General features: G+C 71.3%; 21 protein-coding genes. 12 read left to right on the top strand and 9 right to left on the bottom strand.

Translation table 11 applies throughout. From position 1 onward, the window contains the following. Window positions 1-76: 76 nt before the first annotated feature. The 5 genes from ABT116_RS06030 to uvrC form a co-directional block, all read right to left on the bottom strand. The gene (locus ABT116_RS06030) at window positions 77-3,031 is read right to left on the bottom strand and encodes a M14 family metallopeptidase (RefSeq protein ID WP_351628450.1); all 2,955 of its coding nucleotides are present in this window, start codon (window positions 3,029-3,031) and stop codon (window positions 77-79) included. A 151-nt stretch (window positions 3,032-3,182) separates the two neighbouring features. Then, window positions 3,183-4,172, bottom strand: a complete 990-nt coding sequence (gene whiA, locus ABT116_RS06025; protein ID WP_351628446.1) for a DNA-binding protein WhiA — start codon at window positions 4,170-4,172, stop codon at window positions 3,183-3,185. Beyond that, the gene (locus tag ABT116_RS06020; RefSeq protein WP_351628443.1) at window positions 4,163-5,248 is read right to left on the bottom strand and encodes a gluconeogenesis factor YvcK family protein; all 1,086 of its coding nucleotides are present in this window, start codon (window positions 5,246-5,248) and stop codon (window positions 4,163-4,165) included. Before ABT116_RS06020 ends, whiA begins: the two co-directional genes overlap by 10 nt. Then, entirely contained in the window at window positions 5,245-6,204 is a 960-nt protein-coding gene (rapZ, locus tag ABT116_RS06015) for an RNase adapter RapZ (RefSeq protein ID WP_351628441.1), read from the bottom strand. Before rapZ ends, ABT116_RS06020 begins: the two co-directional genes overlap by 4 nt. Beyond that, the gene (gene uvrC, locus ABT116_RS06010) at window positions 6,201-8,318 is read right to left on the bottom strand and encodes an excinuclease ABC subunit UvrC (protein WP_351628439.1); all 2,118 of its coding nucleotides are present in this window, start codon (window positions 8,316-8,318) and stop codon (window positions 6,201-6,203) included. Before uvrC ends, rapZ begins: the two co-directional genes overlap by 4 nt. A gap of 263 nt (window positions 8,319-8,581) precedes the next feature. On the opposite strand from uvrC, the gene ABT116_RS06005 reads away from it, so the two are divergent. The 4 genes from ABT116_RS06005 (at window position 8,582) to ABT116_RS05990 (ending at window position 11,991) form a co-directional block, all read left to right on the top strand. Then, window positions 8,582-8,734, top strand: a complete 153-nt coding sequence (locus ABT116_RS06005) for a hypothetical protein (RefSeq protein ID WP_351628436.1) — start codon at window positions 8,582-8,584, stop codon at window positions 8,732-8,734. A 240-nt stretch (window positions 8,735-8,974) separates the two neighbouring features. After that, a complete protein-coding gene (locus ABT116_RS06000) occupies window positions 8,975-9,922 on the top strand; it encodes a hypothetical protein (protein WP_351628433.1) in 948 nt (315 codons plus the stop codon). Window positions 9,923-10,045: 123 nt separating this feature from the next. Continuing rightward, entirely contained in the window at window positions 10,046-11,089 is a 1,044-nt protein-coding gene (locus ABT116_RS05995; protein WP_351628431.1) for a LacI family DNA-binding transcriptional regulator, read from the top strand. After that, window positions 11,086-11,991, top strand: a complete 906-nt coding sequence (locus tag ABT116_RS05990) for a carbohydrate kinase family protein (protein WP_351628428.1) — start codon at window positions 11,086-11,088, stop codon at window positions 11,989-11,991. Before ABT116_RS05995 ends, ABT116_RS05990 begins: the two co-directional genes overlap by 4 nt. Window positions 11,992-12,015: 24 nt before the next feature. Here the strand turns inward: ABT116_RS05990 and ABT116_RS05985 are convergent, their stop codons facing one another. Beyond that, window positions 12,016-12,885, bottom strand: coding sequence for a helix-turn-helix domain-containing protein (locus ABT116_RS05985; protein ID WP_351628426.1), 870 nt, complete (start codon window positions 12,883-12,885; stop codon window positions 12,016-12,018). Between the two features lie 100 nt (window positions 12,886-12,985). On the opposite strand from ABT116_RS05985, the gene ABT116_RS05980 reads away from it, so the two are divergent. Then, window positions 12,986-13,540 (top strand): YceI family protein, encoded by a 555-nt coding sequence (locus ABT116_RS05980; RefSeq protein ID WP_351628423.1) that lies wholly within the window; start codon window positions 12,986-12,988, stop codon window positions 13,538-13,540. A gap of 86 nt (window positions 13,541-13,626) precedes the next feature. On the opposite strand, the gene uvrA is transcribed toward ABT116_RS05980, so the two are convergent. Continuing rightward, complete coding sequence (uvrA, locus tag ABT116_RS05975; protein ID WP_351628421.1) at window positions 13,627-16,656, bottom strand: excinuclease ABC subunit UvrA; 3,030 nt, start codon at window positions 16,654-16,656, stop codon at window positions 13,627-13,629. A gap of 222 nt (window positions 16,657-16,878) precedes the next feature. Here uvrA and ABT116_RS05970 point away from each other — a divergent pair, with 222 nt between their 5' ends. The 5 genes from ABT116_RS05970 to ABT116_RS05950 all read left to right on the top strand — a co-directional run bounded on the left by ABT116_RS05970 (window position 16,879) and on the right by ABT116_RS05950 (window position 21,160). Further along, a complete protein-coding gene (locus tag ABT116_RS05970) occupies window positions 16,879-17,571 on the top strand; it encodes a maleylpyruvate isomerase family mycothiol-dependent enzyme (protein ID WP_351628419.1) in 693 nt (230 codons plus the stop codon). A 10-nt stretch (window positions 17,572-17,581) separates the two neighbouring features. Further along, on the top strand, window positions 17,582-18,238 hold the full coding sequence (locus ABT116_RS05965) for an MBL fold metallo-hydrolase (protein ID WP_351628417.1): 657 nt from the start codon (window positions 17,582-17,584) through the stop codon (window positions 18,236-18,238). Between the two features lie 407 nt (window positions 18,239-18,645). Next, window positions 18,646-19,518: an ABC transporter substrate-binding protein gene (locus tag ABT116_RS05960; RefSeq protein WP_351628414.1), complete on the top strand. Its 873-nt coding sequence runs from the start codon at window positions 18,646-18,648 to the stop codon at window positions 19,516-19,518. Then, window positions 19,515-20,411, top strand: a complete 897-nt coding sequence (locus tag ABT116_RS05955) for an amino acid ABC transporter permease (RefSeq protein ID WP_351628411.1) — start codon at window positions 19,515-19,517, stop codon at window positions 20,409-20,411. The genes ABT116_RS05960 and ABT116_RS05955 overlap by 4 nt, the downstream gene beginning before the upstream one ends. Beyond that, entirely contained in the window at window positions 20,408-21,160 is a 753-nt protein-coding gene (locus ABT116_RS05950; protein WP_053671209.1) for an amino acid ABC transporter ATP-binding protein, read from the top strand. Before ABT116_RS05955 ends, ABT116_RS05950 begins: the two co-directional genes overlap by 4 nt. A gap of 55 nt (window positions 21,161-21,215) precedes the next feature. Here ABT116_RS05950 and aroQ read toward each other — a convergent pair whose 3' ends face one another. Further along, complete coding sequence (gene aroQ, locus ABT116_RS05945; RefSeq protein WP_142164611.1) at window positions 21,216-21,689, bottom strand: type II 3-dehydroquinate dehydratase; 474 nt, start codon at window positions 21,687-21,689, stop codon at window positions 21,216-21,218. A 171-nt stretch (window positions 21,690-21,860) separates the two neighbouring features. Here aroQ and ABT116_RS05940 point away from each other — a divergent pair, with 171 nt between their 5' ends. Both ABT116_RS05940 and ABT116_RS05935 read left to right on the top strand, forming a co-directional pair. Beyond that, window positions 21,861-22,916 carry a S66 family peptidase gene (locus ABT116_RS05940; protein WP_351628407.1) on the top strand — a complete coding sequence of 352 codons (1,056 nt, stop codon included), beginning with the start codon at window positions 21,861-21,863 and terminating at the stop codon, window positions 22,914-22,916. 95 nt (window positions 22,917-23,011) lie between these two features. Next, the gene (locus ABT116_RS05935) at window positions 23,012-24,286 is read left to right on the top strand and encodes an MFS transporter (RefSeq protein WP_351628404.1); all 1,275 of its coding nucleotides are present in this window, start codon (window positions 23,012-23,014) and stop codon (window positions 24,284-24,286) included. Window positions 24,287-24,335: 49 nt separating this feature from the next. Here the strand turns inward: ABT116_RS05935 and ABT116_RS05930 are convergent, their stop codons facing one another. Beyond that, window positions 24,336-25,436 carry a calcium:cation antiporter gene (locus tag ABT116_RS05930; RefSeq protein WP_351628402.1) on the bottom strand — a complete coding sequence of 367 codons (1,101 nt, stop codon included), beginning with the start codon at window positions 25,434-25,436 and terminating at the stop codon, window positions 24,336-24,338. Window positions 25,437-25,442: the final 6 nt, after the last annotated feature.

The raw sequence follows: 25,442 nt of genomic DNA, 5'->3' as shown, positions 1-25,442 counted from the left end.
GGTCCCGGCCCCCCCACCGCCGCGAGCAAGATCACTTGATTTCGCTACCTCACGGGTTCCCTGTTGACCAGGGAACTCACCCGTCGAGAGAAGAGAGTGCCTTCCTCATCAGCGCCGTCCGGTCGGCCGCGGAGGTGACGTGCTCCAGACCGAAACCCAGCAGCACGGTGTCGTCCGTGGTGACCGCGCCGTACGTCTGGAACAGGGCGCCGGTGCGGGCCCAGTCCTTGAGGACGGCCGGACTTCCCGCGGGCGGTCCGGCCACCTTCCAGGCGCCGAGCGAGGTCTCGAAGCCCTCGGTCTCCTTCGCCGTGCCGCCGACGACGAGCGAGGCGTCGTCGGCGAGGACGCCGTGCCCGCCGCTGCCCGGGTCGGTGACGTAGCTGATGGAGAGCTCCACCGTCTTGCCGGCGTAGGCGCTCAGGTCGAAGTTCACCTGCTGCCAGCCGTTGGAGGCGCCGGTGAGGCTGTTCCACGTGCCGGTGGTGCCGGTCGCGGTGCAGCCGTCGGCCGCCACGGTCAGATAGTGCTTCAGCCAGGGGTGCTCGCCCACGTAGAAGCCGCCCTGGCACTCCGTCGGCACGGTGGTCCTGGTGGCGCCGCCCGCCTCGGGAAGGGTCGTCCAGTCGTCGGCGCCCGTGGTACGGGCCTCGATGACGGCGTGGTCGTAGCCGGGCTCGGTGTCCCACAGCAGCTGGGTGCGCAGGGTGGGCTTGTCGCCCGCCGTGACACCCGTGAGGTCCACGGTGCGGGTGAGGCGCTTGTAGGCGTCGTCGGTGTGGACGGCGGCTGCCATCGAGGAGCCCGCGTACGGGCCGTAGGGGCTGGCCGTGCCGGCGAACTGCCCGGCGCCCTTGCTCGCGAACTGCGGGAACGTGTCGGTGCGCAGTTCGTCGGAGGTGACGCTGTAGGTGCCGGCCTTGTCCAGCGGGTTGCCGGGGGCGGCGCCCAGCGGGCTGGTGACGCCGCTCAGGCCGCCGGAGCCGGTGAAGCCGGTGGCCCCGGGGGTGGCGGTGCGGGTGTAGGCGCCCAGGTAGTACTGGCTGAAGTCGTTCGACAGCGCGCCGCCGCCGAGGTCGACGTTGCCGCCCGCCTGCTCACCGGCCTCGATCAGCCGGCCGCCCTCGTTGAGGTAGGCCCGCAGCTGGAGCTGGGTGGCGTTACCCGGGACGCTCGCGCCCGTGTAGTGGACGACGGTGTCGAAGTGGCTCAGCACGCCCAGCGCGTCGGGTGCCCCCTGCTTGGCCACGTCCCAGACGACCGCCTTGCGGCCGCTCGCCCTGAGCGCGTCCACGTACGTCTGCGCCTGGGTGGCGGCAGCGCCCTCCTCGGCGACGACGAGGGTGTTCGCCCGGGGCCGCTCGGCGACGGTGTAGGTGAAGCGCTCACTGGAGAGCTTCTTGCCGTTCTTCGCCTCGCCGGTGAACCACACCTCGACCTTGTCGCCCGGCTCGCCGTCCTTGACCTTCGCCCGGTACTCGTCGAAGTAGAGGTTGTCCTCACCGCCGTAGGTCTCGCCGCCCTTCCAGGGCTTGAGCGCCATGTCCCAGGTGCGGCCGCCGTTGACGCGGTACTTGAGCTCCTTGTCGCGCACGGACTTCCGTACGACGGCGGAGACCTCCTGGTCGGCGCCGCGGGAGTACGACGTGGTGAACGCGGCCGGGGTGAAGTCGGCGGCGCTCAGGCCGACCGACGAGGACGGCCGGTCGGGGTGGGCCGCGGACTCGGCGACGGAGAGCGCGAACGGGACGTTCTTGGCGAACTCCTGCTGGATCAGCTTCTCGTCGTCCGGGAAGGTGAAGACCGACGCGCAGTCGGCCGCCTTCCACTTGTCGTCGGGGTAGAGGTCCGAGACCGTCTGACAGGTCGACATCTCGGGGGTGAACATCGCCAGGCCGTTGACGTTCGCCGCGTGGCCGTCCGCCTCACCGTTGGTGGTGTACAGCTCGGAGGAGAGCTGCGGGTGGTAGCCGGGGACCGCGGAGTTGTCGGGCGTACCGGCGAGCGCCTCGTACACGACGTCGTCCGGGGTGTGCGTGGCCACCTGCCAGCCGACCCCGTAGAGGAGGAGTTCGGCGGCGGAGTGGTAGTTGATGCCGTAGGTGAAGCCGATCCGCTTCTGGAAGGCGTCCAGGGCCTTGGTCTCCGGCTCGGAGCCCGGGCCCGCGCCGCGGTAGGTCTGGCTGGTGGGGTTGGGGGACGACCCCTCGTCGTCGTAGCCCCACTTGTAGGCGAAGTTGCGGTTGAGGTCGACGCCGTCGCCGGTGGTGATGGCACCGTCGCCGTTGACGTCCCGCAGGTTCTTGCGCCACTGGCGGTTGGCGGGGTCCGCGAAGGTGTAGTCGTAGCCGTCGGGGTTGGCCGACAGCAGGAACCACAGTTCGGTGGAGTCGACGATCTTCTTGACGCGCCGGTCCTTCTTGTAGTTGTCCAGGTAGTGGTGCATCAGACGCCGGGTCATCTCCGGCGTGATCCACTCGCGCGCGTGCTGGTTGGACATGTAGAGGACCGAGGGCTTGGAGCCGTCCTTCGTCTTCTTCGCGCCCTTGGTGAGCTTCAGCGCGAGGATGTCCTGGCCCTTGATGGTCTTGCCGATGGAGACGACCTTGGTGAGGTCCGGGTTCTCCTGGGCGGTGCGCAGGAGCTCCTCCCGCAGGCCGCCCTTTCCGCTGTACGGGCGGAACACGCCCTCGGCGGCGTCCTCGACGCGGGCGGCGGCCCGGGCGGAGACCTTGTGCTCGGTGAGGTCGACGCCCTGCTTCTCCAGCTTTTTCGCCTGCTGGTCCGTCAGGTAGGCCTCGACGGTCGCGGTGCCCTTCTCGGGCACCCGTTCACTCAGTTCGTGGCCGTCCTGACCGGCCGCCAGCAGCAGGGGTACCTGCTTCTGGGTGACCTCGGCGCGGAACACCTTGACCTCGTCCGGGTCGGACAAGGCCGGACTTTCCGGTTGTGCCTGGGCGATGGGTGCGAAGCTCGCTCCGCCGATCAGGAGCGCGCCGACAGCGAGGATCGATCTCGCTCTTCGTCTCATGAACCCCCCTAGCGTGGGTCCGCCACAGCAGCGAACAGATGCCAGGCTCATGACAGAGCATGATCGAGTCAAGGGTGCCTCAGCGACACGCAAAAGCCGGTGCCGGTCACCCAAATGGGCGCCGGCACCGGCTTTTTGACGTGATGTGGGATCAGCCCACCAGGTTGTCGGCCAGCTCGTCGCTGAGGTTGGCCTCCGTGCCCGGGATACCGAGGTCGGAGGCGCGCTTGTCGGCCATGGCCAGCAGGCGGCGGATCCGGCCGGCGACGGCGTCCTTGGTCAGCGGCGGGTCGGCGAGCGCGCCCAGCTCCTCCAGGGAGGCCTGCTTGTGCTCCATGCGCAGCCGGCCGGCGGCGGCGAGGTGCTCGGGCACGTCGTCGGCGAGGATCTCCAGGGCGCGCTGCACCCGCGCCCCGGCGGCGACGGCCGCGCGGGCCGAGCGCCGCAGGTTGGCGTCATCGAAGTTGGCGAGCCGGTTCGCCGTGGCGCGCACCTCGCGGCGCATCCGGCGCTCCTCCCAGGCCAGCACCGACTCGTGGGCGCCCAGGCGCGTCAGCAGCGCGCCGATCGCGTCACCGTCGCGGACGACGACCCGGTCCACGCCGCGCACCTCGCGGGCCTTGGCGCCGATCGACAGCCTGCGGGCGGCACCGACCAGGGCGAGCGCCGCCTCGGGGCCCGGGCAGGTCACCTCCAGGGAGGACGAGCGGCCCGGCTCGGTGAGCGAGCCGTGCGCCAGGAACGCGCCACGCCAGGCGGCCTCGGCGTCGCAGGTGGCCCCCGAGACCACCTGCGGGGGCAGGCCGCGGATCGGGCGGCCCCGCCCGTCGACCAGGCCGGTCTGGCGGGCGAGCTGGTCGCCGCCCGCCACCACCCGCACCACGTAGCGCGAGCCGCGGCGCAGCCCGCCCGGAGCCATCACGATCAGCTCGGAGCCGTGGCCGAAGATCTCCAGGATGTCCCGCTTGAGTCGGCGGGCCGCCATCGCCGTGTCCAGCTCCGCCTCGATCACGATCCGACCGCTCACCAGGTGGAGGCCGCCGGCGAACCGCAGGATGGCGGAGACCTCCGCCTTTCTGCAGCAGGTCCGGGTGACGGGGAGCCGGGAGATCTCGTCCTTCACCGCTGCCGTCATCGCCATGGGCCGATCCTTCCATGCATCCGAAAAATACGGTCGTACGCGGCGGCCAACAGCTCCGGGTCGTGCCTCGGGGTTCCGTCGGGTCTGGCCACCGGCGCCAGCTCGACCGCGGCCCCGAACCGCTTGGCGGCATCGGTCAGGGAGTCACGGTCGGGCACGGCGGCCTCGTCGGCCAGCACCACGTCCAGGGCGAGTTTAGGGGCGTGTCGTCCCAAAACCTCCAAATGACGCTGCGGGGAGAAGCCCTCGGTTTCTCCGGGCTGCGGCGCGAGGTTCAGGGAGAGTACCCGGCGGGCCTTGGTCTGCGTGAGCGCGTCCAGCAGCTCGGGCACGAGCAGGTGCGGGATGACCGAGGAGAACCAGGAGCCTGGGCCGAGCACCACCCAGTCGGCGTCCAGCACGGCCTCGACCGCCTCCGGCACGGCGGGCGGGTCGCACGGCACGAGGTGCACGGACTGCACCTCGCCCGGGGTGAGGGCGACGGTCGCCTGGCCGCGGACCGTGTCGACCTCCTCCGGGCGCGCCGGGTCATGGCCCTTGACCAGGGCCTGGAGCTCCAGCGGCACGGCGGACATCGGCAGCACCCGGCCCTGGGCGCCCAGCAGCCGTCCGACCAGGTCGAGGGCCTGTACATGGTCGCCGAGCTGCTCCCAGAGGGCGACGATCAGCAGGTTGCCGACCGCGTGCTCGTGCAGGTCGCCCTGGGACTGGAAGCGGTGCTGGATGACCCGGGCCCAGGTCTGGCCCCAGTCGTCGTCGCCGCACAGCGCGGCCAGCGCCTTGCGCAGGTCGCCGGGCGGCAGCACGCCGAGCTCGTCGCGCAGCCGGCCGCTGGAGCCGCCGTCGTCGGCCACGGTGACCACGGCGGTGAGGTCGCCGGTGATCCGGCGCAGCGCGGCGAGCGAGGCGGACAGGCCCATGCCGCCGCCGAGGGCGACGACCTTGGGCTGGGTGCCCCGGCGGCGCGGTCTGCCGCCCCGGGCCTCGGCGGGCCGGCCGCTCTTGCCGCCGGGGCTGCCCTTGCCCTCGGGCACCACTCGGCGCAGCCGGCTCAGCCGCGGTGTACGTGGTGTCATTCGCGTCCCATGTCCCGGTGTACGACCACCGTCTCCACACCTTCGGCGGCGAGCCGGGCGGCGAGCTTCTCGGACATGGCGACCGAACGGTGCTTGCCACCCGTGCAGCCCACGGCGATGGTCACATAGCGCTTGCCCTCACGGCGGTAGCCGGTGGCGATCAGCTGGAGGAGCTCCGTGTAGCGGTCGAGGAACTCCTTGGCGCCGGGCTGGTTGAAGACGTAGCCCGCGACCTCCTCGTTGAGGCCCGTGAAGGGGCGCAGCTCCGGGACCCAGTGCGGGTTCGGCAGGAAGCGGCAGTCGACGACGAGGTCGGCGTCGACAGGGAGGCCGTACTTGTAGCCGAACGACATGACCGTCGCCCGCAGCTCCGGCTCCTCCTCGCCGGCGAACTGGGCGTCCATCTTGGCGCGCAGCTCGTGCACGTTCAGGCTGGAGGTGTCGATCACCAGGTCGGCGTCGCCGCGCAGCTCGCGCAGCAGCTCGCGTTCGGCGGCGATGCCGTCGACGATGCGGCCGTCGCCCTGCAGGGGGTGCGGGCGGCGCACCGACTCGAAGCGGCGGACCAGGGCCTCGTCGGAGGACTCCAGGAAGACGATCCGCCGTGTGACGTTCTTCGCCTCCAGGTCGGCGAGGGACTCGCGGAGGTTGTCGAAGAAGCGTCGGCCGCGGACGTCGACGACGACGGCGATCCTCGCCACGTTGCCCTGGGAGCGGGCGCCGAGCTCCACCATGGTGGGGATCAGCGCGGGCGGCAGGTTGTCGACGACGAACCAGCCGAGGTCCTCCAGGCACTTCGCGGCCGTGGAGCGGCCGGCTCCGGACATGCCGGAGATGATCACCAGCTCGGGGATGGCCGCGTCCGGGACCTGGGCCTTGTCGTTGGGCGTGCCCGTACTCACCTGTGCTCCGTCTCCGGCCTGCTCGTGTTGCCCGTCGTGCTCGTTCACATTCATGTCTCCTGCCCCCGTCGTTCGTCCGGGGCGCCCGCTGCCACGGGTTCCCCACTGGAACCCATGGTGCCCGGTTCCTCTTCCATGATCTCTCCAGTCGCCGTGTTGACGGCGGGTGCGGCCGGGGCCGAGCGGGCGAGGGCCACGGCGATCGTCTCGGCCGTCTTGCGGCCTATGCCGGGGACCTCGCAGATCTGGTCGATCGTGGCGGATCGCAGTTTCTTCAACGAACCGAAGTGCTTCAGAAGTGCCTGCTTGCGCGTGTCCCCGAGACCGGGGACGTCGTCCAGGGGGCTGGAGCGGAAGCGCTTGGACCGCTTGGTGCGCTGGTAGGTGATCGCGAACCTGTGGGCCTCGTCACGGACACGCTGGAGCAGATACAGGCCCTCGCTGGTGCGGGGCAGGACCACCGGGTCGTCGTCACCGGGCAGCCAGACCTCCTCCAGGCGCTTGGCGAGGCCGCACACGGCGATGTCGTCGATACCGAGCTCGTCCATGGCCCGCCGGGCTGCAGCGACCTGCGGGGCGCCGCCGTCGACGACCACGAGCTGGGGCGGGTAGGCGAACTTCTTGGGGCGGCCGTCGTCCTCGGTGGGGCCGGTCGCGACCATCTCGCCGTTGCCGTCGGTCACGGTGGGGCCGGTCGCGACGATCTCGCCGTTGCCGTCGGTCTCGGGGGTCCCGGCGTTCTCGCCGTCCGTCCACTCCCCCGTCTTCTCCTTCTCGGCGAGGTAGCGCCGGAAGCGGCGGGTGATCACCTCGTGCATGGAGCGGACGTCGTCCTGCCCGGCGAAGCCCTTGATCTGGAAGCGGCGGTACTCGCTCTTGCGGGCCAGCCCGTCCTCGAAGACGACCATGGAGGCCACGACGTCGTCTCCCTGGAGGTGGGAGATGTCGTAGCACTCGATCCTGAGCGGGGCGCTGTCCAGGTCGAGGGCGTCGGCGATCTCCTCGAGGGCGCGTGAGCGCGTGGTCAGGTCGGAGGCGCGCTTGGTCTTGTGCAGCACGAGCGCCTGCTGGGCGTTGCGCTGCACGGTCTCCATGAGGGCCTTCTTGTCGCCGCGCTGCGGGATGCGCAGGGACACGCCGGAGCCGCGCCGGCCGGTGAGCCACTCCTGGACCGGCTCCACGGGGTCGGGCAGGGCCGGGACGAGGACCTCCTTGGGGACGGCGTCGCCCGTCTCCTCGCCGTACAGCTGCTGCAGGGCGTGCTCGACGAGGGCGCCGGTGGTGATCTCCTCCACCTTGTCGGTGACCCAGCCGCGCTGGCCGCGCACGCGTCCGCCGCGCACATGGAAGATCTGGACGGCCGCCTCCAGCTCGTCCTCGGCGACCGCGATCAGGTCGGCGTCGGTCGCGTCGGCGAGCACGACCGCGTTCTTCTCCATGGCCTTCTTCAGGGCCCCGATGTCGTCGCGCAGCCGGGCGGCCCGCTCGTACTCCATGTCGTCGGCCGCTTCCGCCATCTGCTTCTCCAGCCGGCGGATGTACGTGTTCGTACGGCCGGTCATGAAGTCGCAGAACTCGTCGGCCAGTTCTCGGTGCTCCTCGGCGGAGACCCGGTCCACGCAGGGGGCCGAGCACTTGCCGATGTAGCCGAGGAGGCAGGGGCGGCCGGTGCGGGCCGCGTTCTTGAACACGCCCGCCGAGCAGGTGCGTACGGGGAAGACGCGCAGCAGCAGGTCGACGGTGTCGCGGATCGCCCACGCGTGCGCGTAGGGCCCGAAGTAGCGGACGCCCTTCTTCTTGTGACCGCGCATCACCTGCACGCGCGGGTACTCCTCGTTCATCGTCACCGCGAGGTAGGGGTAGCTCTTGTCGTCGCGGTACTTGACGTTGAACCGGGGGTCGTACTCCTTGATCCACGAGTACTCCAGCTGGAGCGCCTCGACCTCCGTGGACACCACCGTCCACTCCACGGAGGCGGCCGTCGTGACCATGGAGCGGGTGCGCGGGTGCAGGCCCGCCAGGTCCTGGAAGTAGTTCGCCAGGCGCTGGCGCAGGCTTTTCGCCTTTCCGACGTAGATCACCCGGCGGTGCTCGTCACGGAACCTGTAGACCCCCGGCGAGTCGGGGATCTCACCCGGTTTGGGGCGGTAGCTGGAGGGGTCGGCCATGTCTCACACCCTACTGGCGAGCACCGACAGTCAGGCGCGGCGGAGGGACATGATCAGCGGCCCGGCGGGGGGCAGTTTCCAACGGCATGCGCCGCCCGGGGGTTACGGCCCACCGGGAGCGGGAATGTGGCTCACCCACGGCACACGGCGACGCCCGACGGGCGGAGTCCATGCCGGTGCAGGCACAGGTTGTCGGTGCGGACCGGCCGTTTCCGGTGGGGAACGGGCGGGCCACGGGTCGGAGGGCTGCGCAGATGAAGCGGATGCGGATCGAGAAAACCCGGCGGACGGTCCGTGCCCGCCGGTACGCGGACGAGCCGTTCGCGCTGCCCGACGCCCTGGACCCGCGCGATCCCGACATCGTGCGGGCCAAGCGCCTGGCTCTGAGGGAACGGGGCGCAAGCGACCACTCCTAGCACCGCGAAAGCCCGGGGCGTGCGCCCCGGGCTTTCGCATGTCCGGACCGAGCCGGCCGGGAGGGCCTGGATCACTGTCCGGCATCAGGTGTTGTCGGGGCCGGGTCAACACGCTTCAATGCGGGGGAACTCGGGCCCTGAACGACGGCGTACGGATGTGAAGACCTGCCCCGCGCCGGTGGGAGGGCCCCGCGCGAGCGGTCTGACCAGCCGTTGCCGACTCAGAGAAGAGGCCCCTGCATGCCGCACGCCCCACAGCACGCGGACGTCGCCACCGCGGAACTGGACACGGCCCTGCGGGGCGGCCCTTTCCACGTCGCCCTGCGGGCCGCGATCGCCGCCCGCGGCCTGCCACTGCAGCGCGTGCAGCACCATCTGTCCCGCCATGGTGTGAAGGTCGGCGTCACGAGCCTGAGTTACTGGCAGCAGGGGGCCCGGCGTCCGCAGCGCCCCGAGTCGCTGCGGGCCGTGCGCGCGCTGGAGGAGATCCTGCTGCTTCCCGAGGAGTCGCTGATCCGGCTGCTCGCCGAGTCCGGGGAGAGCCCGTCGGGGCCGCGGTCCGCCGCCCGCTCCTACCGCTCCCTCGTCGAGGCGTCCGGCGTCCTGGACCAGTTGCTGGCGGAGCTGGAGTGCCCGCCGGACGGGGGCCTGCACTCCCTCGGCCACCACGAGCGGCTCCGGATCGGGGCGCGGCGCGAGCTGGCCGAGCGCGAGTCGCACCACATCGTGCGCGCCCACCGGGACGGCATCGATCGCTTCGTGGCCGTCCACCACGGCGACCGGGGAGCCATACCGGAGCGCATGCGGGTGCACGCCCTGGAGAACTGCCGTACCGGACGTGTCCGTTGGCACCGCGACACCGGAGTTCTCGCGGCCGAGCTGCTCTTCGACACCCGGCTGCGGGCCGGCGACACCTTCCTGTTCCGCTACGGCGTCGAGGACGGCACGGCGGGTCCGGCACGCGAGTACGTGCGCGGCTTCGACTGCCCCGGCGGCCAGTACGCCCTTCAGGTGCGCTTCGACGCGGCGGCCCTGCCGGTGCGGTGCCACCGCTTCGCCCAGCACTCGGCGGCGGCGCCGCGCAGCGGATGCCAGGACCTGGCGCTGAGCGGCCGGCACCGGTCGGTGCACCTGGTCGAGCCTCGGGTACGGGCGGGGTTCCTGGGGATCGGCTGGGACTGGGAGTAGCCGCACGGCTGCGGATCTGTCCCGTGGCAGCTGGGTCGGGGCTGACGTAAGCGATTGCGCAAACGTTTACGTCAGCCGCCGGATGCGGTACGTTCCCCGCCGGAAGCGGAGGAGGGAACATTCATGGCGACCATGGCCGACGTCGCGCGGAGCGCCGGTGTCTCCGTGGCCACGGTCTCGCACGTCCTGAACGGCACCCGGCCGGTGCTGCCGCACACCCGCCAGGCGGTGCTGGACGCCGTCGAAGAGCTCGGCTACACCACGAACACGCTGGCCCGTTCCCTGGTGACGGCCCGGACCCGGTCCATCGGGCTGGCGGTGTCGGCGATCAGCAACCCGTACTTCACGGAGATCCTCCAGGGCGTCGAGGCCGCCGCCCTGGACGCCGGATACAGCCTGCTGATCGCCGATCCGCACGACGACCCGGAGCACGAGCGCAAGGTCGTCCGGCTGCTGCACGAGCGCCGGGTCGACGGCATGATCGTCGCGCCCTCCGCCGATCCGCGCGGGCTGCTCGACTACCTCGGGCGGCACGACGTGCCGGCGGTGTTCCTGGACCGTCTGGTGAACGCGCCCGGCGAGGACGGGGGTCGGCTCTTCGACCAGGTGTGCGCCGACAACGCCGAGCCGACGTCCCGGCTGGTCACCCATCTCGCCGGGCTCGGTCACCGGCGGATCGGGCTGGTGGCGGGGCGGCCGGGGCTCAGCACCACGAGCGAGCGGATCACCGGTTACCGCAGCGGCCTGGCGTTCGCGGGGCTGGCGTACGACGAGCGGCTGCTGGTGCACGGCGACTCGGAGTCCGCGGGTGCCGAACAGGCGACCGAGGCCCTGCTGTCGCTGGGTGTGCCGCCCACCGCGCTGGTCACCGGCAACAACGCCATGACCATCGGGGTGCTGCGGGCCCTGAGTGCGCACGGCCTGTCCGTCCCGGACGACATCGCCCTGTGCTGCTTCGACGACTTCCCCTGGGCGGATCTGTTCTCGCCCCGGCTCACCGCGATCGCCCAGCCCGCCAAGGACATCGGCGCCCGGGCCGTCCGCGTGCTTCTGGAGCGTCTCGCCGAGCCCCACCGGCCCGTCCGGACCGTGCGTCTGCCCTGCACCTTCGTCCACCGCACATCGTGCGGCTGCCCCAGCCCGTCCGAGGAAGGAACCCCGTCGTGATCGTCGTCGCCGGTGAGGCACTGATCGACCTGGTACCGCAGGGCACGGGTGCCCTGGCGGCGCTGCGGCCCGCACTCGGCGGCGGCCCGTACAACACCGCCGTGGCGCTGGGCCGCCTCGGCTCCCCCGCCGCCTTCTGCTCCCGGGTGTCGTCCGACGCCTTCGGACAGGCGCTGCTGGACCGGCTGGGCGCGACCGGGGTCGACGTGTCCTCGGTGCAACGGGGCACCGAGCCGACGACGCTCGCCGTCGCCACGGTCGGCGCGGACGGCTCGGCGGCGTACTCCTTCTACGTCGACGGGACGGCGGACCGGCTGTTCGAGGCGCCCTCCGCGCTGCCGCCCGGCACCCGGGCGGTGTCCTTCGGTACCTGCTCGCTGGTGCTGGAGCCGGGCGCGAGCGCGTACGAGGAGTTGATGCGCCGGGCGGCGGAGCAGGGCGTGTTCACGGCGCTGGACCCGAACATCAGGGCCGGACTGATCCCGGACGCGGACGCCTACCGGGCGCGGTTCAAGAGCTGGCTGCCCTCGGTGTCGCTGCTCAAGCTGTCCGTGGAGGACGCGGAGTGGCTCGGGGGCACACCCCGCGAATGGCTGGCGTCCGGCCCGGCGGCGGTCGTGATCACCCGGGGCGGCGACGGGCTGACCGCTTTCACCGCCGACGGGGAGTACACGGTGCCGGGCGAACGTATCGAGGTCGTGGACACGATCGGCGCGGGCGACACGGTCAACGCGGCCCTGCTGCACGGGCTCGCGGTACGCGACGCCCTCAGTGCACGGGGCCTGGCCGAACTAGGCCCCGACGGCTGGACGGAACTGCTGGGCTTCGCGGCCCGCGCGGCGGCGATCACCTGCTCACGGGCCGGGGCGGAACCGCCGTACGCACACGAGCTGGAGGGCTGACGTCGGCGGGCCCGGCCGGGCGCTTCAGCCGGTCTCCCCCATCGCCACCGCCCGCAGGGCGCCGGGGCGGCGGCCGTTGAGCCGGTCCAGGGCGGCGGCCGTGGCGTCGTCAGCGGGCAGGTGGATGACGAGCCGCTGCCCCTCGTCGGGAAGCGCGAGCGTCTCCTGCAGCAGCCGCAGGGAACCGGCCTCCGGGTGCTCGATGTGCTGGGAGCCCGTCCGTCTCGGTGCCGTGGTCAGATCGGCGAACCGGTCGGTGAAGTCCGCACCCGCCGTCACGGTCAGCTCGTCGGCCAGCCCGGCGAGGTACGGATCCCTCAGGGGGACGCCGTGCCGGAGCCGGGCCACGAGATCGTCGGCCACCCTGTCCCAGTCCCGGTAGGCGCTGCGCGCCCGCTCGTCGGTGAACAGGTACCGGAGCAGGTTGGGCCGCTCGTCGTCCAGCATGCCGAGGGGTCCGGCCAGCCGCTCGTACCCGGCCGTGTGGGCGAGGACGTCGCCGATCCAGTTGATCACCAGTGCGGGAGTCGGCTCCAGGCGGTCCAGTACGGCCCGCACGGTGGGGCGCGCCGTGCGGCTGAGTGACGGGGCCGCAGCGCAGACCAGGGGGTCGCCGCCGTCCGCCTCCTTGGTCAGGCGGCGCAGCAGCATCCGGTCGGTGAGGGAGAGGTTCAGGGCGTCGGCCAGGGCGCCGAGCACCTGGGCCGACGGGTTGCGGTCGCGGCCCTGTTCCAGCCGGGTGAGGTACTCGACGCTGACGCCGGCGAGCGTGGCCAGCTCGGCGCGCCGCAGGCCAGGAGTACGGCGCCGGGGGCCTGCGGGCAGACCCGCCTCGGCCGGGGTGACGGCTTCGCGCCAGGTGCGCAGGAACGTGCCCAACTCGTTGTCGCTCACCCGCCGAACGTACAGCGCCCCGGGGCGCGGAGGGTGGCCCCGTCACTACCAGGCTCCGGCCGGTCTCCCTTCCGGGCCGCGCCGCCGCCAGGGTGGGGGCATGACGAATGACACCGCCACCACCGCCCTGCCGCTGGCCCCCGGTCAGTGGGCCCTCGATCCGTTCCACTCCTCCGTGAACTTCACCATCCGGCACCTGGGCATCGCCAAGGTGCGGGGGCGCTTCGAGCGGCTGGAGGCCGAACTGTCCATCGGGGAGCGGGTCGAGGACGTGCGGATCTCCGCGACCGTCGACCTGGCCTCGATCGACACCGGCAACGCCGACCGGGACGCGCACGTCCGCGCCTCCGACCTGCTGGACGTGGCGAAGCGCCCGACGATGACGTACCGCTCGACGCGGGTGTCGGGCGGGGGTGAGGACTGGACCATGGAGGGTGAGCTGACGATCGGCGAGGTGACCCGTCCGGTGACGCTCGCGGTGGAGTTCGGCGGGCTGGTCGAGGTGCCCATGGACGGCAGCCGGCACGCCGGGTTCGAGGCGACGGGCGAGATCCGGCGCGGTGACTTCGGGCTGGACTTCGCCCCCGGCCTGCTCGGCGAAGTGGTCAAGATCCAGCTCGACATGCAGTTCGTGGAGCCGAAGGAGAACGCCTGACCGCACTGCGAACGCGCCGGGCCCCACAGGACGCTGCCTGTGGGGCCCGGCGCGTTCGGCGCGTTAGGCACGTTCGACGGGAGACCTCAGCCCTTGCTGGACCGGGTCGTCTTCTTCGCGGCCGCCTTGGTGGTCTTGGCCGCCGTCTTCTTGGCGGCGGCCGTGCCGGTGACCGTCTTGGTGGCGGTCTTGCGTGCCGATGCGGTCTTGGCCGCGACCGTCTTGCGGGCCGTCGTCTTGCGCGGCGCCTTCACCGAGGAGGCGTCGCTGACGCGGTCGGCGCCGAGGACCTCCCGCAGGAACTTGCCGGTGTGGCTGGCCGGAACCCCGGCCACCTGCTCGGGCGTGCCCTCGGCGACGACCAGACCGCCGCCGGCGCCGCCTTCGGGGCCCATGTCGACGATCCAGTCGGCGGTCTTGATCACGTCGAGGTTGTGCTCGATGACGATGACCGTGTTGCCCTTGTCGACCAGTCCGGACAGGACCGTCAGCAACTTGCTGATGTCCTCGAAGTGCAGGCCGGTGGTCGGCTCGTCCAGGACGTAGACCGTGCGGCCGGTGGAGCGCTTCTGCAGTTCGCTGGCGAGCTTCACGCGCTGGGCCTCGCCGCCGGACAGGGTGGTCGCGGCCTGGCCGAGGCGGACGTAGCCGAGGCCGACGTCCTTCAGCGTGTTGAGGTGCCGGGCGATCGCCGGGACCGCCTCGAAGAAGGCGGTGGCCTCCTCGATCGGCATGTTCAGCACCTCGGCGATGGACTTGCCCTTGTAGTGGACCTCCAGGGTCTCCCGGTTGTACCGGGCGCCGTGGCAGACCTCGCACGGGACGTAGACGTCCGGGAGGAAGTTCATCTCGATCTTGATGGTGCCGTCGCCCGCGCAGTTCTCGCAGCGGCCGCCCTTGACGTTGAAGGAGAAGCGGCCGGGCAGGTAGCCGCGGACCTTCGCCTCGGTGGTCTCGGCGAACAGCTTGCGGATGTGGTCGAAGACGCCGGTGTACGTGGCCGGGTTGGAGCGGGGGGTGCGGCCGATGGGCGACTGGTCCACGTGCACGACCTTGTCGACGAGGTCGTCGCCGTCCACGCGCGTGTGCCGCCCCGGCACACTCCGCGCGCCGTTCAGCTCGCGGGCCAGGTGCGTGTAGAGGATGTCGTTGACCAGCGTCGACTTGCCGGAGCCGGAGACGCCGGTGACGGCGGTGAACACGCCCAGGGGGAACGAGACGTCGATGTCCTGGAGGTTGTTCTCCCGGGCGCCGTGCACGGTGAGCTGCCGGGACGGGTCCAGGGGGCGGCGGATGTCGGGCAGCGGGATGGCCTTCTTGCCGGACAGGTACTGACCGGTCTGCGACTCGTCGTTGGCGAGCAGCTCCTTCAGGGAGCCACTGTGCACGACCTTGCCGCCGTGCTCACCGGCGCCGGGGCCGATGTCGACGATCCAGTCGGCGGTCTTGATGGTGTCCTCGTCGTGCTCGACGACGATGAGGGTGTTGCCCATGTCGCGCAGCCGGACCAGGGTCTCGATCAGCCGGTGGTTGTCGCGCTGGTGCAGGCCGATGGACGGCTCGTCGAGGACGTACAGGACGCCGACGAGGCCGGAGCCGATCTGGGTGGCCAGGCGGATGCGCTGGGCCTCGCCGCCGGAGAGGGTGCCGGCCGCGCGGTTCAGCGAGAGGTAGTCCAGGCCGACGTCGACCAGGAACCGCAGCCGCTCGTTGACCTCCTTCAGCACGCGCTCGGCGATCTTCTTGTCCCGGGCGGTGAGCTTCAGCTCGCCCAGGAAGTCAGCGCAGTCGCTGATCGACATCGCGGAGACCTCGGCGATGGACTTGTCCATGATCGTGACCGCGAGGACGATCGGCTTCAGGCGTGTGCCCTCACAGGTCGGGCAGGGCACCTCGCGCATGTAGCCCTCGAAGCGCTCGCGGCTGGAGTCGCTCTCGGCCTCGCTGTGCCGCCGCTTGACGAAGGGGACGGCGCCCTCGAAGGCCGTGGTGTAGCGGCGCTCGCGGCCGTAGCGGTTGCGGTAGCGGACCTCGACCTGGGTCTTGTGGCCGTGGAGGAGGGCCTTCTTGGCACGCTGCGGCAGGCCCGCGAAGGGGATGTCCGTGCGGAAGCCCAGCGCGTCGGCCAGGGCGCCGATCAGGCGGCCGAAGTAGTCCTTGGTGTGGCCGTGCGACCAGGGGTGGATGGCGCCTTCGTCGAGGCTCTTGTCCGGGTCGGGGACGATCAGCTCCGGGTCGACCTCCATGCGCGTGCCGATGCCGGTGCAGTCCGGGCAGGCGCCGAAGGGCGAGTTGAAGGAGAAGGAGCGGGGCTCCAGCTCCTCGAAGGACAGGTCGTCGTACGGGCAGTACAGGTGCTCCGAGAACATGCGCTCGCGCTCGGGGTCGTCCTCGGGGAGGTCGACGAAGTCGAGCACGACCATGCCGCCGGACAGACCGAGGGCGGTCTCCACGGAGTCGGTGAGGCGGCGCTTGGCGCCGTCCTTGACCGTGAGGCGGTCGACGACCACCTCGATGGTGTGCTTCTCCTGCTTCTTCAGCGTGGGCGGGCTCGACAGCTGGATCGTCTCGCCGTCGACCCGCGCGCGGGAGTAGCCCTTGGTCTGGAGGTCGGCGAAGAGGTCGACGAACTCGCCCTTGCGCTCACGCACCAGAGGCGACAGCACCTGGAAGCGGCTGCCCTCCGGGAGCTCCAGCACCCGGTCGACGATGGCCTGGGGCGACTGGCGCGAGATCGGGCGGGCGCACTCGGGGCAGTGCGGCTTGCCGATGCGCGCGAAGAGCAGACGCAGGTAGTCGTAGACCTCGGTGATGGTGCCGACCGTGGAGCGCGGGTTGCGCGAGGTCGACTTCTGGTCGATGGAGACCGCCGGGGACAGGCCCTCGATGAAGTCGACGTCCGGCTTGTCCATCTGGCCGAGGAACTGCCGGGCGTACGAGGAGAGGGACTCCACGTAGCGCCGCTGCCCCTCCGCGAAGATGGTGTCGAAGGCCAGCGAGGACTTGCCCGACCCCGACAGGCCCGTGAAGACGATGAGCGAGTCGCGCGGGAGGTCGAGCGAGACGTTCTTGAGGTTGTGCTCGCGCGCTCCACGAACGATGAGACGGTCGGCCACGCCGGTCCGCACCTTTCTTGAGAGAAGTGACAGGGGCGGGGCCCCCGTCTTTCTCAGACTAGGGGGAGCCACTGACAACGCCGGTCGGATTCACGGGTTGCCAACAAACCCCGGCTCTCCAGCATGCCCGACGCCACGTCCGACCATATAGCACGTGCTTTCGATTTACGGCACTGCTTCACCACCTTCACCCGAAGGAGTGGCGCAGCTAGGGTCAGCACCATGATTGATCACGCTCATGACCTGGCGTCTGTACGTGACGCGACGGAGCGGCTGCTGACCGCAGTCGGCGCACTGGACAACGCGTCTGTGACGCAGCCGTCACGGCTGCCCGGCTGGAGCCGCGGCCATGTCCTGGCCCACCTCGCCCGGAACGCGGACGCCCTCGTGAACGTCCTCGAGGGGCGCCCCATGTACGTGTCCGGCGAGGCCCGGGACGCCGACATCGAGCGCGACGCCCCGCGCGCCCTGGACGTCCAGCTCGCCGACCTGCGCGAGAGCGCGGCCCGCTTCCAGGCGGCCGGGGACGCTCCCGCGGACTGGGCGCGCACGGTGGAGCTGCGCAACGGGGTCACGGACTCCGCGTCCCGGGTGCCGTTCCGGCGGTGGGTGGAGGTGGAGCTGCACCACGTGGACCTGGGGATCGGATACGAGCTGGAGGATCTTCCGGAGGAGTTCACCGAGCGGGAGATCGACTTCCTGGCCGACCGGTTCGCCGGGCACCCCGACATCCCGGCCACCCTCCTCACGGACGGTACGCGCGCGTGGAGCACCGGACGGAAGCCGGGTGGGCAGGGGCCCGAGGTGACCGTCACGGGTCCCCCGGCCGACCTGCTGGGCTGGCTCGCGGGCCGCCGCGACGGATCCGCGCTGGCCTCGGCCGGCGGCCCGCTTCCGACGCTGCCGCCGCTATAGGCTGGCGGACATGACGTACAGCGGAGAGGTGACGGTCGGCGGACCGGCCGATGTGCACGAGCTCAAGGACCTCATGATCACCAAGATCGCGGTGGGTCCGATGAACAACAACGCCTATCTGCTGCGCTGCCGGGCCACGGACGAGCAGTTGCTGATCGACGCCGCGAACGAGGCGGACACGCTGCTCGGCATGATCGGTGGCGACGGCATCGCGTCCGTCGTCACCACTCACCGGCACGGCGACCACTGGCAGGCGCTCGCCGAGGTCGTGGCGGCCACCGGCGCCCGCACCTACGCGGGCCGGGAGGACGCCGACGGCATCCCCGTACGGACGGACGTGCCGGTCGACGACGGCGACACCATCCGGGTGGGGCACGTGGAACTGACCGCGCGCCACCTGGTCGGGCACACGCCCGGTTCGATCGCCCTCGTCTACGACGACCCGCACGGACACCCCCATGTGTTCACCGGGGACTGCCTGTTCCCCGGCGGGGTTGGCAACACCCACAAGGACCCCGAGGCGTTCGCCAGCCTCATCCATGACGTCGAGACCAAGATCTTCGACGCCCTCCCGGACGAGACGTGGGTCTACCCGGGACACGGCAACGACACCTCCCTGGGCGCGGAGCGCCCGCACCTGCCGGAGTGGCACGCGCGCGGGTGGTGAGCGGCTGCGTGGGGCGCCTCCACCGTGAGTGGGGTGCCTCGGCGTTCCGAGTCGGGCGCCGTCGCCTTGCGTGGCGCGCCTCGGCGTTCCGAATCGGGCGCCTTCGCGTTGCGTGGTGCGCCGCGCACGCGCCCCGTGTGAATCGTTCGCACGCGCCGGTGCCGCACGTGCGCTCCCCCCGTACGTAGTTGCGCAGTCAACTGGTCTCAGCCCCGCGCAGGATGACGGCTCCTGGGCGGATGGGCCGCCGGCCTGTCGATCCCCGCCCTCGGCCGGCGGCCCCGGCGCGCATCTCAACGCGACGCCGCCAGGGGTCCGTTCACACGACCGCAACACCCGTTCCCACTATCCGGACATGTGTTGCCGTGACCTCGACAAACGGGACCGTCGGCTGTCAATCTCCCGCCATGCACCCCGCCCCGCGTGCCCTGCGCCGCGCAGCCGTCGCCGTCGTCCTCCTCACCGCCGCCGTGGGCTGCGCTCCGCAGCCTGAGGAAGCGGGCAAGCCGTCGTCGCCCGCCGGGAACGCGTGCGAGAAGGGCGAGTTGGCCACCCGGACCTCGGGCAAGCTGACGATCGCCACCGACGAGCCCGCCTACGAGCCCTGGTTCAAGGACGACGAGCCGGCCAACGGCAAGGGCTACGAGTCGGCGGTCGCCTATGCCGTCGCCGAACGGCTCGGCTACGGCAAGGACAAGGTCGCCTGGCAGACCGTCCCCTTCAACAAGGCCTTCGCCCCCGGGGAGAAGACCTTCGACTTCGACATCAACCAGGTTTCCATCAGCCAGGAGCGCAAGAAGGCCGTGGACTTCTCCTCCGGCTACTACGACGTACGCCAGGCCGTCGTCGCGCTGAAGGGCTCCAAGGCCGCGAAGGCGAAGAGCGTCGCGGACCTCAGGGGCGTGAAGCTGGGCGCGCAGGTCGGCACCACCAGCCTCGACTACATCGACGACGTGGTGAAGCCCGAGCAGGCCGCGGCCGTCTACGGCAAGAACGACCAGGCCAAGTCCGCCCTGAAGAACGGCCAGGTCGACGCCATAGTCGTCGACCTGCCGACCGCCTTCTACATCACCGGCGCCGAGATCACCGACGCGACGATCGTCGGCCAGTTCGAGAACCAGGGCGGCACCCCGGAGCAGTTCGGTCTCGTGCTCGACAAGGGCAGCGCGCTCACCTCCTGCGTCTCACGGGCGGTGGACGCCCTGCGCGAGGACGGCACGCTGGCGAAGATCGAGCAGCAGTGGCTGTCGGACGCCGTCGACGCGCCGGTGCTCAAGTGACGGTGCGCAAGGAGGAACCGGCCTCGGACGAGCACGATGCGGCAGACGGCTACGTCCCGTCGCAGCGGCGCCTGGACCGGGAGCGCCACAAGCGCGCCCGCGCCCGGCGCGCGACGGCGATCGGCGCGCTCTCGACCCTCGTCACCGCGGTCGTCCTCTACCTGGTCGTCGTCAACGCACCGGGTTGGCCGCGTACCAAGGAGACCTTCTTCGACGCCGGTTACGCGCGCGAGGCGTTCCCGAAGGTGCTCGAAGGGCTGTGGCTGAACGTCCGGCTGCTGCTGATCTGCGGGGTCGCGGTGCTCGTCTTCGGCATGCTGATCGCCGTGGCCCGCACGCTGCGCGGGCCGGTGTTCTTCCCGCTGCGCTTCCTGGCCGCCGCGTACACGGACTTCTTCCGGGGGCTGCCGCTCATCATCAACCTGATGATCGTGGTCCTCGGCGTCCCGGCGCTGCGGCTCCAGGGGGTGACCGTCGATCCGGTGCTGCTCGGCGGCACCGCGCTCACCCTGACGTACTCGGCGTACGTCGCCGAGGTATTCCGCGCCGGCATCGAGTCCGTGCACCCCTCGCAGCGCGCCGCCGCCCGCTCGCTGGGGCTGAGCAACCGGCAGGCGCTGCGGTACGTGGTGCTGCCCCAAGCGGTGCGCCGTCAGGTGCCGCCGCTGCTGAACGACCTGGTGTCGCTGCAGAAGGACACCGGGCTCGTCTCGATCGGCGGTGCGGTGGACGCCGTACGGGCCGCCGACATCATCGTGGGCCGCAGCCTCAACTACACGCCGTACATCGTCGCCGGGCTGGTCTTCGTCGCACTGACCATCCCCATGACCCGCTTCACGGACTGGGTGACGGCACGGATGGACCGCCGGCAGGCCCAGGGAGGAACCGCATGAGCGAGACGCCCGTGCTGCGCATGGAGTCCGTCCGCAAGACCTTCGGCGGCTCGGTCGTCCTGCGGGACGTCGACCTGGAGGTCGCCCCGCACACGGTCACCGCGTTGATCGGCGCCTCCGGCTCCGGCAAGTCCACCCTGCTGCGGTGCGCGAACCTGCTGGAGGAAATCGACGACGGGGCGATCTGGCTCGACGACGAGGAGATCACCGACCCGCGCGCCGACCAGGACGCCGTGCGTCGCCGGATCGGCGTGGTCTTCCAGGCGTACAACCTGTTCCCGCACATGACGGTCCTGGACAACATCACGCTCGCTCCGCGCCGCGTGCACGGTGTGCCCCGTGCCGAGGCCGAGGCACGCGCGCGTGAGCTGCTGGAGCGGCTGGGCCTGGGCGGGAAGGCGGCCGAGTACCCGGACCGGCTGAGCGGCGGCCAGCAACAGCGCGTCGCGATCGTCCGCGCCCTGGCCGTACGTCCCCGGTTGCTGCTGCTCGACGAGATCACCGCCGCCCTCGACCCCGAGCTGGTGGGCGAGGTCCTCACCGTGGTCCGAGGGCTGAAGGACGAGGGCATGACCATGGTGCTGGCCACGCACGAGATGGGCTTCGCCCGGGAGGTCGCCGACCAGGTGTGCTTCCTGGAGGGCGGCGTGGTGCTGGAGCGCGGCACCGCCGAGCAGGTCTTCGGGGATCCGCGACAGGAGCGCACGCGGCGCTTCCTGAGGCGGATCGTGGAGGCGGGGCGACTGTAGGAGGGCGGGTGGTAAGGGGCGCCCGCCTTGGTCGGCGTGTCTTACCGGCGACGGCTCACGCGTCCGCCTTGCCCGCCCCGGCCAGCGCCGCGACGCGCTCCACGCCGAACACGTACCCCTGCACACCGCAGCCCGCGATGACCCCGTCGGCGCGCAGCGAGACGTAGGAGTGGTGCCGGAACGACTCGCGCTGGTGGATGTTGGAGATGTGGACCTCCAGCACCGGCAGACCGTCACAGGTGTTGAGGGCGTCCAGGATGGCGACGGAGGTGTGCGAGTAGGCACCCGGGTTGATCACGATGCCGCAGTGGTTCAGCCGTGCCTCGTGGATCCAGTCGACCAGCTCGCCCTCGTGGTTGGACTGGCGGAAGTCGACGGTACCGCCGTGCGCGGCCGCCGCCTTGGCGCACAGGGCCTCGACGTCGGCGAGGGTGTCGGAGCCGTAGATCTCCGGCTGGCGCTGGCCGAGCAGGTTCAGATTCGGGCCGTTGAGGATCATGATCGGGGCGTGGGCCAGGGTGCGGGGCACGGTTCCTCCGGTCCGTTCGGGGTCGTGCGGCCCGTGGCGGACCGCTGCTCACAGCCGGTTTATCACGGTGCGCACGACGGTCTCTCCTCGGTGCGCATGCCGGTCTCTCCTCGGTGCGCACGCCGGTTTATCACGGTGCGCCGACAGCCTGCCGGGTCGTAGCCTCCCGGCATGACGAGCCCGACCAGCCCGAGCTATCCGCCCAAGCCGTCCCCCGGCGACCGCATCGCGGTGATCTCGCCCTCCTCCGGCCTGCCGGGCCTCTTCCCGCTCCCCTACGAGCTGGGTCTTGAGCGGCTGCGCAAGGAGTTCGGGCTGGAGCCGGTGGAGTATCCGGCGACCCGCACGATGGGCTCCACGCCCCGGGATAGGGCCGCCGACATCCACACCGCCTTCGCCGACCCGGAGATCAAGGCGGTCATCGCGTCGATCGGCGGGGACGACCAGATCACCGTGCTGCCCTACCTGGACCGGGAGTTGATCCGGGCCCACCCGAAGCCGTTCTTCGGGATGAGCGACAACACGAACCTGCTCGCGTTCCTGCGCACCTGCGGCATCGTCGGCTTCCACGGCGGGAGCGTGATGTGCGAGCTGGGCCGCCCGGGGGCCATGCATCCACAGACCGCCGAGTCCCTGCGGGCGGCCCTGTTCACTCCGGGGCCGTACGAGTTGAGGCCCGCCGAGCGATGGCGTGACGTCGACCGGGACTGGGCGGACCCGGCGACCTTCGACGCGGAGCCGGAGACCCGGCCCGGTGCCGGCTGGACCTGGGTGAATCCCGGCCGGGTGGTCGAGGGCCGCAGTTGGGGCGGCTGCCTGGAGATCCTCGCGTGGCTGCTGATGGCCGACAGGGAGGTCGCCCGCGATCTGTCCGAGTACGACGGCGGTGTGCTGCTCCTGGAGACCTCCGAGGACATGCCGAGCGCCACGGAGGTCTTCCGCATCCTGCGCGGCATGGGAGAGCGCGGGCTGCTGCGGCGCTTCCCGGCCCTGCTGATGGGCCGGCCGAAGACATGGTCCTTCGAGCGGCCCAACAGTCCCGATGAGGGGGCCCGTTACGCCGCCGACCAGCGCGAGGCCGTGCTGCGGGCCATGGGGACCTACGCCCCCGACACCACGATCGTCTTCGACGTGGACTTCGGGCACACCGATCCGCAACTGGTATTGCCGTACGGAGGCACCGTGCGGGTGGACGGACCCGCCCGGCGCATCACGGTCACGTACTGAGGACCCCCGGGGCCCTCCATGCGCCCCCGTAACCGACGGTCACGGTGGGTAGTTGACGCGACATGCACGACGTACGCACCGTAAGGGCACCTTCCATGCCGCGCATCGCGGCCGCCTCGCTCGCCGGCACGGCCATCGAGTTCTACGACTTCTTCGTCTACGGCACCGCGGCGGCCCTGATCCTGGGACCGCTGTTCTTCCCGACCTTCTCCCCGGTGGCCGGGACGCTGGCCGCCTTCGCCACCTTCGGTGTGGGCTTCGTGGCACGGCCGCTCGGATCGATCCTGTTCGGGCACATCGGGGACCGGCGCGGGCGGCGGCCGGTCCTCGTCGCCTCCCTGCTGCTGACCGGGGCCTCCACGGTCGCGGTCGGCTGCGTGCCGACGTACGACTCGATCGGCGTGGTCGCTCCCCTGCTGCTCCTGGTCCTGCGCTTCCTTCAAGGGCTGGGGCTCGGCGGGGAGTGGGGCGGGGCGGTGCTGCTGGCCGTGGAGCACGCGCCGGCCCGACGGCGGGTGCTGTGGTCGAGCTTCCCGCAGGTCGGGCCCGCGCTGGGGTTCCTGCTCGCCAACGGTGTGGTGCTGGGTCTGTCCTCGACGCTGACCGAGGCGCAGTTCGCCGCCTGGGGGTGGCGGGTGCCGTTCTGGGCCGCGGGGGTGCTGGCCGTCGCGGGGCTGTGGCTGCGGTCGTCTCTCACCGAGAGCCCGAGCTTCCTCGAGATCGACGACCACGCGCGCGTGCCGCTCGCCGAGGTCGTCCGCGACCACTGGCGGCTCCTCCTGCTGACCGGCGGCGGCCTCGCGATCGGCTACGCGATCTTCTACGCCGTGACGACCTGGTCCCTCGCCTACGGCACGGAGCGGCTCGGAGTGAGCCGGGGCGTCATGCTGACCTGCATCATGGGCGCGGTGCTCGTGAAGGGTGCCTTCACGCCGGTGATGGCGCTGCTCGGTGACCGCTACGGCAGGCGCCCGCTGTGCCTGGCCGGGTGTGCGGCCGCAGCCCTGTGGATGTTCCCGATGGTCGCGCTCCTCGCCACCGGGGCGCCGCTGCCGATGTTCCTCGGCTTCCTCGGGGCGATGCTCGCGTTCATCACGATGTTCGCCGTGATCGCCGCCTATCTGCCGGAGCTGTACGAGCCGCGGGTGCGCTGCACCGGCGCCGCCGTCGGCTACAACCTCGGCGGGGTCGTCGGAGGAGCGCTCACACCGATCGTGGCGACGGCCCTCGCAGAACAGGGCGGGCGGGTGCCGTGGGGTGTGGCCGCGTATCTGACGGCGATCGCGCTGTTCAGCCTGGGGTGCTTCGCGTTGCTGCCGGAGACGCGCCCGGTGCGGGTGGGCACGGCCGCGGAGGCGACCGCGGGGTGATGCGGACGGCGCTGCGCGGCGCCCTGGAGGCATGGGCGCTCGAGCGTGCCTACGGGTTGATCGCCAGCTCCAGGTAGGCCGCGAACAGCACCAGGTGGACTCCGCCCTGGAGCGGCGTGGCCCGGCCCGGCACCACCGTCAGCGAGGCCACCACCACGGTCAGGGCGAGCAGCACCATGTGCGTGGCGCCGAGGCCGAGGACGAGCGGGCCGGAGAGCCACAAGGACGCGAGTGCCACGGCGGGGATGGTCAGGCCGATGCTGGCCATGGCCGAGCCGAGGGCGAGGTTCAGGCTGGTCTGCACGCGGTCGCGGCGGGCGGAACGCAGCGCGGCGATGGTCTCCGGGAGCAGCACCAGCAGGGCGATGATCACGCCGACGACGGCATGGTGGAGCCCGGCGGCCTCCACCCCCGACTCGATGGTGGGCGAGACGCCCTTGGCCAGGCCGACCACGCCCACCAGGGCCAGGCCCAGCAGGGCCAGGCTGATCCGGGCGGTGAGGGCGGTCGGCGCCTCGGCGTGCTCCTCGGCGGTGATGACCTCGCCGTGCCGGGTGATCGGCAGGAAGTAGTCCCGGTGCCGCACGGTCTGCGTGGTGACGAACAGGCCGTACAGAATGAGCGAGGACAGCGCCGCGAAGGTCAGCTGGACGGTGGAGAACTCCGGTCCGGGCTTGCTCGTGGTGAAGGTGGGCAGGACCAGGCTGAGCGTGGCCAGGGTCGCGACGGTGGCGAGTGCGGCGCCGGTGCCCTCCGGGTTGAAGACGGCCGTGCCGTGTCGCAGTGAGGCGACGAGGAGGCACAGGCCGACGATGCCGTTGCAGGTGATCATCACGGCGGCGAACACCGTGTCCCGGGCGAGGGTCGAGCTCTTGTCCCCGCCGTCGGCCATGAGGGTGACGATGAGGGCGACCTCGATGATCGTGACGGCGACGGCGAGCACGAGGGAGCCGAACGGTTCACCGACCCGATGGGCCACCACTTCGGCGTGGTGCACAGCGGACAGGACGGCTCCCGCGAGGACCACGGTCACCAGGGCGACGCCCGCGACCGGCAGATCCCGACCCCAGGTCAGGACCAGCAGCACGACCGCGAGCAGGGGCACCAGGGTCGTCCACTGTGCCGCGAGCCGCCTGAGCCGAGCGATCATGACGCG

It is taken from the genome of Streptomyces sp. NPDC002130 (assembly GCF_040296465.1).
GTDB lineage: Bacteria > Actinomycetota > Actinomycetes > Streptomycetales > Streptomycetaceae > Streptomyces.
This window is presented reverse-complemented; position numbering and strand designations above follow the sequence as displayed.